11 protein-coding genes are annotated in these 13,832 nt (G+C 60.7%); 2 read left to right on the top strand and 9 right to left on the bottom strand.

Features of this window, described 5'->3' with window-relative positions; translation table 11 throughout:
• Together trxC and EOC93_RS05895 are read right to left on the bottom strand one after the other, a co-directional pair.
• Positions 1-354, bottom strand: a 354-nt coding sequence (gene trxC, locus EOC93_RS05900) for a thioredoxin TrxC (RefSeq protein ID WP_127204108.1), incomplete at its 3' end; no start/stop codon positions are given.
• A 32-nt stretch (positions 355-386) separates the two neighbouring features.
• On the bottom strand, positions 387-1,910 hold the full coding sequence (locus EOC93_RS05895) for a bifunctional aminoglycoside phosphotransferase/ATP-binding protein (protein ID WP_245461378.1): 1,524 nt from the start codon (positions 1,908-1,910) through the stop codon (positions 387-389).
• 327 nt (positions 1,911-2,237) lie between these two features.
• On the opposite strand from EOC93_RS05895, the gene EOC93_RS05890 reads away from it, so the two are divergent.
• Entirely contained in the window at positions 2,238-3,074 is an 837-nt protein-coding gene (locus EOC93_RS05890) for a universal stress protein (RefSeq protein ID WP_126102964.1), read from the top strand.
• A 225-nt stretch (positions 3,075-3,299) separates the two neighbouring features.
• Here EOC93_RS05890 and EOC93_RS05885 read toward each other — a convergent pair whose 3' ends face one another.
• Both EOC93_RS05885 and EOC93_RS05880 read right to left on the bottom strand, forming a co-directional pair.
• A complete protein-coding gene (locus EOC93_RS05885; RefSeq protein ID WP_127204106.1) occupies positions 3,300-3,626 on the bottom strand; it encodes a hypothetical protein in 327 nt (108 codons plus the stop codon).
• Between the two features lie 351 nt (positions 3,627-3,977).
• Positions 3,978-5,540: a family 16 glycosylhydrolase gene (locus EOC93_RS05880; RefSeq protein WP_127204105.1), complete on the bottom strand. Its 1,563-nt coding sequence runs from the start codon at positions 5,538-5,540 to the stop codon at positions 3,978-3,980.
• A gap of 1,446 nt (positions 5,541-6,986) precedes the next feature.
• Between EOC93_RS05880 and EOC93_RS05875 the strand changes: the two genes are divergently transcribed.
• A complete protein-coding gene (locus EOC93_RS05875) occupies positions 6,987-7,715 on the top strand; it encodes a class I SAM-dependent methyltransferase (protein ID WP_095486490.1) in 729 nt (242 codons plus the stop codon).
• Between the two features lie 413 nt (positions 7,716-8,128).
• Here EOC93_RS05875 and EOC93_RS05870 read toward each other — a convergent pair whose 3' ends face one another.
• Genes EOC93_RS05870 through EOC93_RS05850 form a run of 5 tightly spaced genes read right to left on the bottom strand, consistent with a single transcriptional unit; the run spans position 8,129 to position 13,623 of the window.
• Complete coding sequence (locus EOC93_RS05870; protein WP_095486491.1) at positions 8,129-9,010, bottom strand: NAD-dependent epimerase/dehydratase family protein; 882 nt, start codon at positions 9,008-9,010, stop codon at positions 8,129-8,131.
• 7 nt (positions 9,011-9,017) lie between these two features.
• Complete coding sequence (locus EOC93_RS05865; protein ID WP_127204104.1) at positions 9,018-10,634, bottom strand: GMC family oxidoreductase; 1,617 nt, start codon at positions 10,632-10,634, stop codon at positions 9,018-9,020.
• The gene (locus EOC93_RS05860; protein ID WP_206072975.1) at positions 10,619-11,812 is read right to left on the bottom strand and encodes a glycosyltransferase family 2 protein; all 1,194 of its coding nucleotides are present in this window, start codon (positions 11,810-11,812) and stop codon (positions 10,619-10,621) included. The genes EOC93_RS05865 and EOC93_RS05860 overlap by 16 nt, the downstream gene beginning before the upstream one ends.
• The gene (locus EOC93_RS05855) at positions 11,813-12,337 is read right to left on the bottom strand and encodes a glycosyltransferase family 2 protein (protein ID WP_095486493.1); all 525 of its coding nucleotides are present in this window, start codon (positions 12,335-12,337) and stop codon (positions 11,813-11,815) included.
• Positions 12,334-13,623, bottom strand: coding sequence for a cellulase family glycosylhydrolase (locus EOC93_RS05850; RefSeq protein ID WP_245329930.1), 1,290 nt, complete (start codon positions 13,621-13,623; stop codon positions 12,334-12,336). Before EOC93_RS05850 ends, EOC93_RS05855 begins: the two co-directional genes overlap by 4 nt.
• Positions 13,624-13,832 lie beyond the last annotated feature (209 nt).

The raw sequence follows: 13,832 nt of genomic DNA, 5'->3' as shown, positions 1-13,832 counted from the left end.
GAAGAGGATCATGGTCGGGATGCTGCGAATGCCGAGCCTGGTTGCAACCGCCTGCTCATTGTCGGAATTGAGCTTGATCAGGCGAACATGCGGCTCCAGTTCGTTTGCTGCCGCTTCATATGCCGGCGCCATCATCTTGCAGGGGCCGCACCACGGTGCCCAGATGTCGACGACGACGGGGAGGCTGCTTCGCGTGACCTGGCGATCGAAAGTCGGTGCATCGACGTCTGCCGGGTGACCCGAGAACAGCTTGGAGCCGCACTTTCCGCATTTCGCGTCCCTGGCATTGCGTGCCGGCGGCAGGCGATTGACCCCGCCGCATTTGCCGCAAACCACCAGATTTTCCTGCGCCATGGCCATTCACCTGCTGAAGTCGATCGCCGCCGTCAGGATGCCGTCTTGAGTGAAGCACGCTGCGCAAAAGCTGCCGCGTCCGAAACACTCGCCAACTCTGCGGCGATGTCGGCGAGCTTTCGATCGGCGTCGACCTTGCGCCAGGCGGGCGGGGTGGCATTTCGCTGCAATTGCCGCGACAAGATGTCGACGGTGGCGTCGGAAGGACCGCCCCTGCGTTCGCTCACCCGCTGCCAAAGAACGAGCGGATCCGCCTCCAGCCAGAATCCGGCGAAAGTGACGCCTCTATCACTTGCCGCCTTCTCGATGCGGTCGTGATCGGCCGGCCTGTCAAAGACGGCATCGGCGACCACCGAACCGCCTTCGGAAAGGATCAAGTCGGCGCGCCATGCCATTTCGCGGTAGACGCGGTCGGACACTTCCGGTCGATAGGCCCTGTCCGGCAGTTTCGTCTCGACTGGCACCCCATGCATGGCTTTGCGGATGCGGTCGCTCTCGATAATGCGCGCGCCGGGCGGCGCGCCGACATGTGCGGCGAGTGCTTCGGCAACGGCCGTCTTGCCGGAACCACTCAAGCCGCCGATCGCGATCAGCCGAGGAGGCCTTGCCTGGAGAAGTGTTCGGGCAAGCTCGAAATAAGATCTGGCTTCGGCAATCAGCCCGCCGGAATCGGCACCGCCTTCCTCGATCTGGGTTGCGGTGACATGCGCGCGCACGGCAGCCCGCACCGCCATGAAGAACGGCAAGAGAATGAAGCCGTCCTCGTCGTCTGCTTCGTCGAGATAGCGGTTCACCACCAGGTTGGCGAGTTCCGGAAAGCCGCGATGCCAAAGGTCCATCAGCAGGAAGGCCAGGTCGTAGAGCACATCGATGCTGGCGATCTGGTCGTTGAATTCGATGCAATCGAAGAGGCGGGGCTCTCCATCGAAGAGACAGATGTTGCGCAGATGCAAATCGCCATGGCATCGCCGGATCTTGCCTGCGGATTCCCGCCGGTCGAGCAGTTCGCAATGACGGGCGAGGGCGGTGCGGAAAATCCCGGTAAATGTCTTGATCTCGGCTTGTTCGAAAACATTGCCGGTGGCAAAGCCGGCTTCGTTTATGGCGAGCACGCCTGCCAGGTTCGAGGATCCGCTGCCCTTGTGGACCTCCGGCGCCTCGCGATGATAGCGCACGATCATACGCGCGACCGCTGTCATCAGCGCAGGCGTCAACTCGCCACCGACTGCCATTCGATCGAGCAGCTTCGACTGATCGAAGCGGACCATCTCGATCGCCGCATCGACCAGTTTGCCGCCTCCGTCGAAGGCGAGCTTGCCGTCGGTCTCTCGCGTGATGCGCCGCACACCCAGATAGAGGCCGGGCGCGGTCTTGGAGTTGAGTTCCACCTCTTTCTCGCAAGTGGCGAGCCGCAGCACCGGGGTCGAGAAGTCGACATAGGGCAGCTTCACGGCTCGCTTGATCTTGTAGGCGCGCTGGCCAACCAGGAAGATGCGCGAGATGTGGGTTTCGATCGCTTCGACCGGCCCGGTCTCGCCATATGTGGCAGGGTCCATCAAAATCGCGGCCACGGATTCCTGATCCTCGACGATCATCGCATGCCTCTTTGTTTGTATCGAACCTTTGGAATCCGACGAGTGTGTTCGCTGAAATTCCGCGCCATCGGGGCCTTGCTGCCGCAGCGTCTGGGTATAACCAGCCAAGTCACGGATGCGTTCCCTAGTGCGACTCTCCCGGCGCCGATCGCATGTTCCGGCACACGTGGGCGCGTTAATAAGGATCGAATGATGCGCGGCGACGTTCTTCACTCAGCGCAAGGAACGCACCGAGCTGTCTCGCTATTACGACGATTGGACTTTGACGCAAAATCGGGAGCAGCCGCCATGGCTTTCAGGACGATACTTACCGTTACCGGGCCGAACACGGGAGACAACGATCTCAAACTCGCCGCCGACCTGTGCAACGAAATCGGCGCGCATCTTGCTGTTCTCGTCGTTGCCATTGCTGCGCCGCCACCAGTCGGAGAGTATGCCGCGGTGGTTTCAGAAGCCTGGCTCGAGGCGCGTCAGTCCGACGAGAATCTGTTGAAGAAGCGAGCTACTGCCGTATCGGCTTTTCTCGCCGGCAGGGCGCCTTTGGCCGATGTCTCCAGCGAATATCCGGAAGCCGGCTGGGCCGACGACACCATCGGCCGTCGTGCCCGCTATGCCGACATCACGGTTTTTGGACCGGAGTTGCTTGCCAACGAAACGCTGAAGAGCAAAACGATCGAAGGCGCATTGTTTTCGTCGGGAAAGCCTTTGCTGCTCATCCCCCAGGGATCGCGGCCGACACTGAAGCCGAAACGCGTGCTGGTCGCCTGGGACGCCCGTCTGGAATCATCGCGTGCCGTCCGCGAATCCCTCGACATGCTGGCAGGCGCCGATGAGGTGCACCTCGTCATGGTCGATCCGGTGGAGGACGAATACCACCATGGGGCGGAACCTGGAGCCGACGCCGCTGCCTATCTCGCGCGGCACGGCGTGAATGTCACGGTCGACCGGCTGCCCAGCTTGAACCATTCAGTCGTCGACGTGCTTCGCAGGCACGCGGTCGACATCGCCGCCGACCTGATGGTGATGGGCGCCTATGGTCATTCCCGGTTGCGCGAGCGCATCTTCGGCGGCGTCACCATCTCGATGCTTGAAGATCCGCCGATGCCGATCCTTATGGCGCATTAGCAATTTAAGGACTGAAGACGGTTGGGCCGACGCGATCCGCCGCGGGAAGAATCCGTCACGCCAGCTGCGGAACATTGGTCAGTCCGCCGGCCAGTGGCGAGCGAATCTCGGGAAAACGCTAAGTATTTGTTTTTTCTGGTCGGAGTGGCAGGATTTGAACCTGCGACCCCATCGTCCCGAACGAGCGTGTCGGCCAGCAAAAGCCCGGATTTCCGGCATTCCTCATCACGGCCGGCGGCTCCTGTTCACCTTTGTTTCCGGCTTATCTGTGGGGATGTGAGGAGTGACGGGAGCGTTCGCCTTCTGTGCCCCGGGCATTCGGACGACGTTTTTCGGTAGATTTCGCGAGCGCGCCTTGGAGACGATCGCTTCGGCGGCATCCGCCTGGAAGTCGGGGTGATGGTGGCTATAGGTCTGGATCAGCATCTCGACGGTCATGCCGAGGAAGCCGGCGGCCGCCCAAGGGTCCGAGCCTTGCTGCATCAGCCGGGGTCGCGGCCGTGTGGCGGAAGATGTGCGGGGTGACGCCGGATCGACGCCATCGACCAGCACGCGCCCAGCCGCGGCAGGCCAGCTCGCTTCGACACACCATACGTCAGAGGGGCATTCTTGTGGATGTTCATTCGGACCGTCCGGTGAGTGCTGAAGCTTGGTAACTCCAGTCTCCTCGGTTCGGTCCGAATGGACAACCTACAGAAAGCTCACAACTAGAGCCTGTTCCATCCCTGCATCGGGATGGAACTCCATCTCTTTTATTTGAGCATGATCTCCTCCGAAGACCGGGCTCCCGCTTTTTGCTACCCTGACCTACGGTTCGGGATCATGGCTTTGAGGTGTTGCTTATCCAGTCCTTGTTTGGCCACGGCGAACCCTCGCGGGATGTTGTTTCCCCGTGTAGGTCCTTCAGGTCACAAAGAATGCGCCTGCCGTAAGCGACAGAGCTGGAGAAAGGGTGGCGAACTGTGTTTGAGCTGCGCCGCCGATCCCGTCGCTGTCGAACGAGAGCGCCCCAGTCGAACTGTTGTAGATGATGTGGTCAGAGCTATCATGCGCGGCCTTGCCGGTAAAGAAAGCGTCCGATGAAAGCCCTCCCAACTTAAGCCCGGCAAAAATCGCGTCGTCGAGGTGGACTTTGTCCTGGGACTTGTTGAAGTCGGTGACCCTATCAATATTGCCGGCTCCAAGAGCGGTTTTGAAAACGAACGCATCGTTGCCGCCAAAGCCGCTCAACTTATCGGCACCGCCGCCGCCGTTGATGACGTTGGCGCCGGCATTGCCCTGGATGGTTTGGGCCAACTCGTTGCCGGTCAGGTTGATTGCCGTGGTGCCGGCGTCCCTCGTGGTGCCAAGGACTTCAACCGACGAGCCGGCTGAGAGCGCATAGCTCACAGAGGCCCACACCCTGTCTTGACCTTGGCCAGAGGCCTCGACCACCTTGTCGCCCGCGTTGTCGACATAGTATTCGTCGTTGCCGAGGTAGCCTGTCATCGTGTCGGCACCAGTTCCCTGAAGTACATCGGCGCCGCTGGTGCCGTACAAGGTGCCATCGCCGGTGCCGCCGGAAGGAGGGACAGTCCCAGACCCAGTCTCGGTCCCAGTCCCAGTCTCGGTCGAGCCAGTGGTCGGGGGAGTGACGTTCGCGCCCGTTACAGTGTCGCCGCTACCTGCCTTTTGATAGAGCTGCACCTCGTCGATCTGCATCTGCATCGACGAAGGGGTCGAGCTATCGAGAGTCGTATGCCATCCGGCCGCGTTCGAATTCGCGACCCCATTATTCATGATCAATTCCATCGGTTCATCCGGGATCGGGGCCTGTGCGCTGGTCACTTGCGCCATCTGGTGCCCATCGAGATACCAGGTGATCGATTCACCGGGCACCCAGTTGATCCCATACGTGTGGAAGCCGGCCGTGAGGTCGGTGCCGGTATCGATGCTGTTGCCGACCCACCCTGACGGCGAGTGGAGGTGCCAGGAGAACATCTGGTCTGCCGGCCCCGAACCGGTAAATCCACCCTCCTGTATATCGATCTCGAAATTGTCGCCGCTGCTGCCGGCGCCTTCGCCGGGCAACATCCAGAGGGCCGGCCATGCGCCATCGCCGCTCGGCGCCTTCATGCTGATCTGAAGATAGCCGCCATTGAATTCGAAGTTGCCGTAGCTGCTGACCGCGCCGGACGTGACCGGGTATGTCTGTGTCGTCCCCTGATTTATGCCGCTGATGGGCTGCTTGATCGCCGTGAGATCCAACTGCCCGTTGGTCACGGACACTTGGCTCGGCACATCGTAGTCGGCATAATACTGCGAGCCTGCGTTGCTTCCTCCTGATCCATTGCTATTCCATGGCCAGCCGTTGGCGGCATTGCTGGTGATGTAGGTATTCCAGTCGCTGTCGAGCGCCGTACCGGAGAAGGTTTCCTCGAAGACGAGATCGCTAGAGGCAAAGCCTGCGGGTGCGGAAAGAGTCATTCAGTGATCCTCTGTGGCGTTGAAAACAGCCGCGCATCGCCAAGGCGCACGACATATCGCATGCTCGCAGTTCGGCACCGCGAACGGATTTCAAAGTAGCGGAGATTTGGAAGTCCTCGCCCAGACATTATTGTCGAGCGAACTTAACGTTGAACTCGCCATAGAAGGTGAGTTTTGTCGACGGGAATGCTCATCAGGCCCTCGTCCTCGAAACCATAAACGGTGTCGCTGCAGACGGGCGCAAGGGGGTCAACGGATCGAGCCGTAGCCGGACAAAAGTCGAGCGCAGCTGTTCCGGCAGAAGTATCGCCGGGCTTGCAGTTTAGTATAATCACAGTAGAATCCTTAGTCGTTCCTGTTTTTTGTTTTCATTACGCCCACACCCCTAAGTCAAGCGCTGGTATTTCCGCTTTCTGGCTTACTCACGCACCGTCTTGTATCTACGTGAGTTGATCACTCGAGGACGATGTACGTAACCCAACCTGCCATATGCGGCGAGAATGAGGCTGGGCGAAAACTTATTAACACCTTCTAATGTAGGGGTGTGTCGAACGGCCGCACCGAAACAGCCTTCCGGACGTCCTACGAAAAACCGTGTCCGTCGGCTGAAATGTTGCGCTGGTTTGGGCGCCAGTGGTTCGAGCGGGTCGTTCGCATATGAGATCGTCGAGAAGGACGGCCGGGATGTCTTGCGATGCTGCGTGGCGGACGAGCCGTCGGAGCTATGGCTGGAGCTGCCGATCCCGATGTTCGACCGTGCCGTTTGCGCGGCAGATGCGCTTGGCCGAGGTCCGCCGTTGCGGCGTTGACTACGCTCCAGTCTCTACACGTGTTGCTGAGCGACGTCGCCGGCGGCACGGGGCGGCGATGTCCCGCATCATCCGCTTTCAATGATCGAAGATGGAACCTGGCACCGTTATCGAGCGCAGCCCAATGCAGGCTAGATTGACGCACCCAGAATTGGCCGTTTTCGTTCAGGACGCACAGCGATAATGCGGCATCGCTTGTCCCTGATCGGCGACAACATTCTACCGGCAGCGTCGCTGTGGAGTGAAGAGTTTGGTTCTTTCTTATGAGCTACCTCAGATGGGCCGCGTGCTTGAGGGTGCCTCCCCCGGAAGCTTCGCAGCCGGCGGCTTGACTGGATCGAGGGTGTCGTTACATTTGTTTTGTTTTTATCCGGTTGCGCCCACTTTCTGAGGTGCGCGGTCCCTAACGTGCAGCCCGGGCAAGGGAGGAACTCTAGAACTCTGGAGCGACCTCAATGCCGTCCTAAGATCCGTTCATTCTCAAAATGTGAAATTCGATCAACTGGAGCGACTTAGGATTCCCCTTCTGGAACTGGCATTGGGGCCATGCAGAGATTTCGATCGCTGGTTGTTTTCATTCAAAGCAACAAAGCTATTGTTAGGTCGAAGTATTCGAAGAGGCAACTCAAGCGCACTGATGTGGGCAGAGATGATTTCAAGTAACGATCTCTATACCGGAAAAGACTATGCTGCTGCCAATCCGACTTGGCATGACGAAGATGGCGGTGTTAAGGCCGCGAACATCGCCAAGATCGTGCGCGCCAACAAAATCAGTTGCCAGAAAATCGTCGACACAGGTTGCGGGACGGGAGGCGTTCTGAATGCCCTTCTTCAACACGATATCTTCCGTGACTCAGTGGCTACCGGCTACGACATCGCTCCCTATGCTATAAATTTGGCGAAGCAGCGAGAAAGAAAAAACCTAAGATTTCACTGCGGCGACTTCCTGCAAACCAACGAAAATTACGATCTTCTTTTGTGCATCGATGTTTTCGAGCATATAGATGACTATATGGGCTTTCTTCGGAGGCTCAGAGGACGTTCAAAATACTATGCGTTTCATATTCCTCTCGATATCAGTATTGTCGGCCTTCTGCGCGGTCAGCACCTTAAGCAACGCAAGGAGGTCGGTCACCTGCATTACTTTGATCAGGCAACAGCTCTAGCGACTCTGCGCGACACAGGCTTTAAGATTATTGACGCACAGTACACTAGGACGGAAGATATCCTGCTGATCCATCCCGAATGGCGAACCACGACAGCCATCCTCGGTAACGCCGCACGGCGCATTGTCCGGACTATTGCCGGAGAGGATCTGTCGGTGCGCTTACTCGGCGGCGCCTCACTGATGGTCCTCACTAGCTGAGGTGGTGTTAGGCGTCAGAACAACCGACTCCAAGTGGTGGCAGCAAGGGAGATGGCGAGACTCGAGGGCGAGACGCTGCAGTATCGTATTTTGCTCGACGCCGGCGATCTTCAGCAATGTCGGGTGTTCCCGAGATCGGGTCGGCTTGCTCCTTGCGATCGCGCCGACCGCATGAATTCGCTATTCGCGGAACCTCGCCACGGTGCTTGCGCAGATGCCCATACGACCTCTTGCGCTGATACTTCAGCATGAAGCGACGTGGCAATTTGTAGTCTCGGCTGGTACTCAAACTCGTCCAGCGCGAACTGACCTTTTGTGTGCGTGGAGGCTCACGAAGGCAAAGTTGACAGTGGTCCCCGGAAAACGTCAAACTGCTACGGTCACCCGCAAGGCCGGGCGGATCTCGCATACTTTCAACGTTGATCGCCGTCCAGCGAGAAGCTCCGAAACTCGATTCCGAGTTGCTTGAGCCGCTCTACACCGGGAACCTCTGCCGCCGGGTGCACGAGCCCAAGGATGGAGTCGGATCGGAAGGGGAGGGGGACACGCAGGGCCTCAGCTGCCTTGAGGACGCCACTGACAAGCTGCCAGGGCACTGGGACGGCGCGCAGTGTTCTGCCTTGTGACGCGGCGATCTCTTTCATGAGCCGTCGGAACGGCACCGGTTCGGGGTTGGCCAGCCCTACCGGTTCCGGCAGGGGCATGTCCGACTCGGCAATACGCACCATGGCGGCTGCCAGGTCCGCCTCATGCACAGTGAACTGATGGGAGCGCGCCCCGATGAGAGGTGTGACCGGCAGGTTGGTGAGCTTGCGGAGCGCGCCCGCCATCCCGCCCCAACCGGGGCCGTACACCAGTCCGAGGCGGGTGGAGACACCTCCCAGACTGCTGCCGGTGCGCTCGCAGGCCAGCTTCGCCTGGCCGTACAACTGTCGGGTTCCCTTATAGGCGGACATCGAGGAGATAAAAATAACCCGGCGAACCCCTGCGTCGGCGGCATTGCGGAGGAGCTGCTGCGAGCCGGACACATTGACACCCCACACATCGCCGGCGCTGACGAGAGTCAGGTCCCATGCACCGTGGATGAGCACATCTAGGTCGCTGAATGCGGCCCCCGATGGCGGGCGCTTGATCTCGTATGGGCGCCACTCGGCGATGCCGACCATTGCGGCAGCAGATTCGGAGGTCACCCGGTTCGAACGGGCGAACGCGATGACCTCATGCCCTTCTTCGGCGAAGGCGGCACGCAGGATAGTCCCGACATATCCGTTGGCTCCGGTGATACCGACCCGCATTAAACCCTCACCCCGTCAGCTCCATCGCTTCGCAGGCGATGCGATGAGAATTGGCCATCACAGTCAGGGTAAAGGTAGTAGCTGGAACATTTGGGAAAACCGACCCGTCGATAAGATGGATCCGGTCCCAGCGCGCCAGCCGCCCGAGGCGGTCTGTCGTCGCCCTCCCAGTATTCCGCTCACTGGCGTGGGGAAAGCTGCCGCCAAAGTGGTAGCTCTTGGCCCCGCCCGACCACAACATCTGCGGTGTGACTGGCCACAAATCAAGGTAAGGTGCCGCCCTGCGGATCCGCTTTATTACGTCAGGCAGCATCGGAGGCACGTCTTTGCCCTTGACCTTGGCCTCGCTGAAGCCCTCCGAAGTGAGGGTGATCTGGGGTAGCTCATCAGGAGCTGCGGACATCTGGGCGGTGACCCGGACCTTGGGTGATGCCCAGGACGGCAAGTAGCCCAGGCCTACCGTCAACCGGCTCAGGAGCCGATCCGTCGCGAAGGCGGCGGCGGGATGTTGGAGGAAGCCGGGCAGCGCATCGTAGTATGCCTGGTTGAACGGATAGAAGTGAATTTGTGAGACATCGAAGCCCTCGTCGTCCTCGCCGATGACCATGTTGAACTGGTTGAGTGTGAACTCGCGCCTTGTACGTGGGTCGGGGGTCGGCTTCATGGACATCATTGGAAGAACGAACTGAGCCGATTCCGAAAGATGTACCGGCTGGTCCGATCCGAGCGAGCCCAGGATCAGCCGGGTGGTCCCGATTGGCCCGCAGCCCACGAAGACCCGGTCGGCTGTGAATCGCTGGATCCGGCCGCTGGACAGCTCCCGGGCGTGTACGACGGCCGTGTCGCCCTCCTGGTCGACTCGCACCGCGAGCAGCCCGCTGCGGTAGTCGATCCTCCCGCTGCGCCTGAAGCGATCGAAGCTGTGCGAGGCCGAAAAGATCAGCGACTGCGGGCACCCAGTCATGCATAGGCCGCAGGGCTGGCATTCGGGCGCTGAGAAGGCGAGCCGGGCGCGGCCTATGGTTATTCCCGTGGAGCGCACACGATCGCGGTGCCGGTCGTAATTGGCCAGGACCATCTGCGTCCGCGGTGCCAGGGGCGGAAGCGGGTCCGGGGATCCGATGAGCGGGAACCACTCCTCGAGATCGTCGGACTCTCCAGCGAAAGGAATGTGACCCAGGATCGTCCTGTAGTGCTCTTCCATGTCCGAGAAGTCGAACGGCCATCTTCTGAACGTGGCGGCGCTGAAGGGCATGATCTGGGCCCCCCAGACATTGCTAAACCCCCCGTAGGCGCTTGAGATGACAGCTGAGTTGACTCTACCCTCGCAGTGCACGCCGTCGAGCTGGCCCTTGTTGACAAACGGGAAATCGGATCCGTAGCTTCTTTTTTCTGGCAGCGAATCGGACTGGACCTGCTTGGGTTGCAGGCTGACCCGGCGGACGTCCTCCTCATCCCAGTCGTCGACACGCAGCTTGGACAGCCTGGAGATTACCTCCTGCGTCTCCGCGTCCAGCACGGTGCCCGGATCGAACACGGTTATCTTCTCGTCTGGCTTCTCGGACAGCGCCAACACGGCGGCGGCTGCAGCTGGACCCGAACCAATGATTACCGAAGACGGCATTTACTTCCCTCGCCCACCGGCTGCGCGGCTGTGTCCAGCATCTGCTTGGTTGCCTGTTGGCCCTGCCGGCGCAATCGCCGCGCCAACTCGATCCGGCCGGCGACGTGGCCTGCCGCGGCCAGCCCCACGCCAGCGATTATCGCCGCGGACCGGGCCAGCCCGTGGGCGTCACCCTTGGCCGCTTGCGAAATCCCCCGCGGTACGCCCTTGGTCAGCGCGTACCAGACGAAGCGGGCCTCTGCACCCAGTGTGGCGGCGTCGCCCATCTGGGCAAAGGCCTCGACCTTCCCCTTGTTGACGAAGAAGCAGCGGCGCCAGAAGTACTTCCAAGTCGGCCGTGAGGCGGGTACAAAGTGGCGGACGGTCGCCGCCGGTTCGTAGATGACCGCCTCACTGCCCTTGATATGCGCCACGCGGTGGCACATGTCCATGTCGTCGTGATTGTCGGAGTGGAACCCTCCCACCTGCTCGAGGAGGGTCCGCCGCACCGACATGTTGGCTCCTATGAGGTGAGCCAAAGGGCCTCGGCTGGTCGGAAGGCCGTCATAAGCGCATCCGAACACCCAGTCGAACTGCACAGGGAACCAGGCCGGGCGGCCAGCCTTGAAAACCGGTATGGGACGACCGCCGACGGCCCCGATGCGCTCATCCTGATACGGGTCGGTGAGAATCCCGAGCCAGTCCTTGTCGGCCGCTGCATCGTCATCCAAGAACGCCAGAATGTCTCCGGCAGCTATCTCGGCTGCCGTGTTTCGGGCCGACCCCAGGTGCCCGTCGTACTTGTTCTGGATCACCCGTATCGGAGGGGTGGATGCGGCGAAGTGAGCCCAGTACGCGGCACAACGGTGGAACAGGGTCTCATTATGGTCGATGCAAACGATGATCTCACAGGGTTGCAAGGTCTGCTCCTGAACCGAGGCCACCGACTGAAGCATCAGCTCCCATCTGTCCTCGGTGTAGGCACAGATAATCACCGAGATCGTGGGGGGGCGCGGGACCTGCTGGCGTTCGCTGGTGACGCCATCCTCGGTCTGCCCGGTTTTCGATCCAGGCTGACCGGTTGTGGCAACGGCAACGTCATTACCGCGGCGGGCGAGACCGATACTTAGGTTCCGGACGTGGCCCCGCTGGCCAACGCCAATCGGCGTACAGGATTGCGCAAGCATCAGAATACGCATCTAGGAATTCTCCCGACTTGAGCTGCCAATGTCTGCCCCCAAGCTCTTCGATAGACGGTGCGATGGTCTTGGTTTTTGAAAAGCCAGACTTCCACGCGCTGGATTCGGCTTACCCGGAAGCCGGTTCTCAGCATAAAGAAACCACGAGGGCCGAGGTTTGCGCCACAGAGGCTCGAGGCGGCCGCCGACGCCAAGCACGCGCGGGTCGGCGTAGGGCATCAGCAACTCGTCCAGCCAGCGCTCATCGGCGATCGCATCGTCATCGAGAAACGCCATGACCGGCGCGGACGCCAATCCGGCTCCCGTCGTGCGACCGCCGCACAGTCCACGCACGTTGGTATTAGGTGTGACGACGACACCCTCGATCCCGCGCCGGGCGCGCTCCAAGAGCGCCTCATCGTTGTCGACGACGAGGATGATCTCGCGGGCCGGGCAGGTCTGGCGGCGCACCGACGCGATGGCCGCGTTCAAATCGTCCCAGCGATCGAGTGTGTCGGCGCAGATCACGACGGAGGCTTCGGTCATGGCAACTGCCGGCTGGTTTCTGAGGCCGGGCTGGTTTCGCGTGTCTGCGTCGCCCGAGCCGTGGCGGCTTTGAGGATGCTCCAGAGCGGACCTCCGTCGTTGTGAATATCGAACTTGTCATATTCGTCGACGGGATAGCGTCCGCTGTCCTGCCGCGACACCAGCCGCCACACCATCCAGCCGGCGCAGTTGCGCTCGCGCGTCAGCGTGTCGAGCCACATCGCGTAAGCCTGGGCAAAGTTCTGATTGGAGCGGGCATAGCCGAACTCCTCCAGAAGCACCGGCTTTCCGGCGCGAACTGCCAACCGGCAGAACTCGGTGATCAAGCTGTCGAACTGCTGGACGGTGAGCTTGTAGTAGAGCGGGTAGCCGTGCCAGGTCCCGAAATCGAGAGTCGGGATCGTCAGATCCGATAGCTTCGACTCGACGTTAGCGTGCCCTGAGGTGACGAGATGGTTGGGATCGAGCGACTTCACGTAGGCCGTCATTTCGGTGGTCCAAGCCAATCGTAAGGCCTCCGGCTGCGCATTGCCTTCGTTCATTAGCTCCCAGGCCATGATGGTCGGATCATCCCGGTAGGCGAGCCCGGTGAGCGGGTTGACTCGCTGCACGACGTGGCTGACCCAGGTCCTGTAGTCGCGCTTCGTGCGCGGATCCTGGAAGAAAAACTCCGACTTCTCTTTGCTGAGGTCGGTGTTGTACTGGCTCTGCACGCCTGGGGCGTCCCGGCTCCCATACCAGGCCCGCATCTGCTGGGCGCCGCCTGTGAAGGCCCAGAAATCCAGGACGGCGATGATCAGCCTCAGGCGTCGCTTGCCGGCCTCGGCGATGAGGAAATCAACCTTCTGCATGCCGTCGGCGCCGTCATTGACCGCCATCCTGTTTTGGCTCGGGTCCCAGTAGAGCAGGTACGTGCCCTTGACCGCGAGATTGCTGGCTTCGCCTTCAAGCCGCCAATCCCAGATCGTAGGCTTGCTTCCGTCGAGCGACCCGATCACCGGCTGGAGGAAGGTGCGGACCACATTGGCGCCCATCGCCACCGCGTCATCGAGAACGCGGGTGACCTCATCCGGCGACCCGTAGGTCAGATAGTGGTTGTTTACGCCGGTCACGAAGAACGGCCTGCCGTCCAAGGTGAAGTTCGTTCCGGAAGTCTTGATGAAGGACGTTGCCGACGGATCATCCGCGGCGCTCACGACTGCCGGAACGGACAGCAACGCGCACACCAGCACCCGCAGTCCGGCGTTGCGCAGCCTATTTTTCACTCGTTGCCAGCCGACAATCACCCGGGCATGTGGCTCTCGCCGGGCGCCGAGTGCAACAGCCCCGAAGGATTACCTCCTCTGACCTCGCACAGCCCGGGCGTCGTTCGGGCATAGTGGTGCTTGGCCGATTCCGGTCGCTCGAGTATAGACCCGTGCTGTCAGACATCGCTCCCAACCAAGAGTTCGGCTCCTCGTATTGGCGAGTCCCCGCGGTAGTAATAGGTCGGAAG

This window comes from Mesorhizobium sp. M6A.T.Ce.TU.002.03.1.1, from assembly GCF_003997275.1.
In the GTDB taxonomy this organism is placed as follows: Bacteria; Pseudomonadota; Alphaproteobacteria; order Rhizobiales; family Rhizobiaceae; genus Mesorhizobium; species Mesorhizobium mediterraneum.
This window is presented reverse-complemented; position numbering and strand designations above follow the sequence as displayed.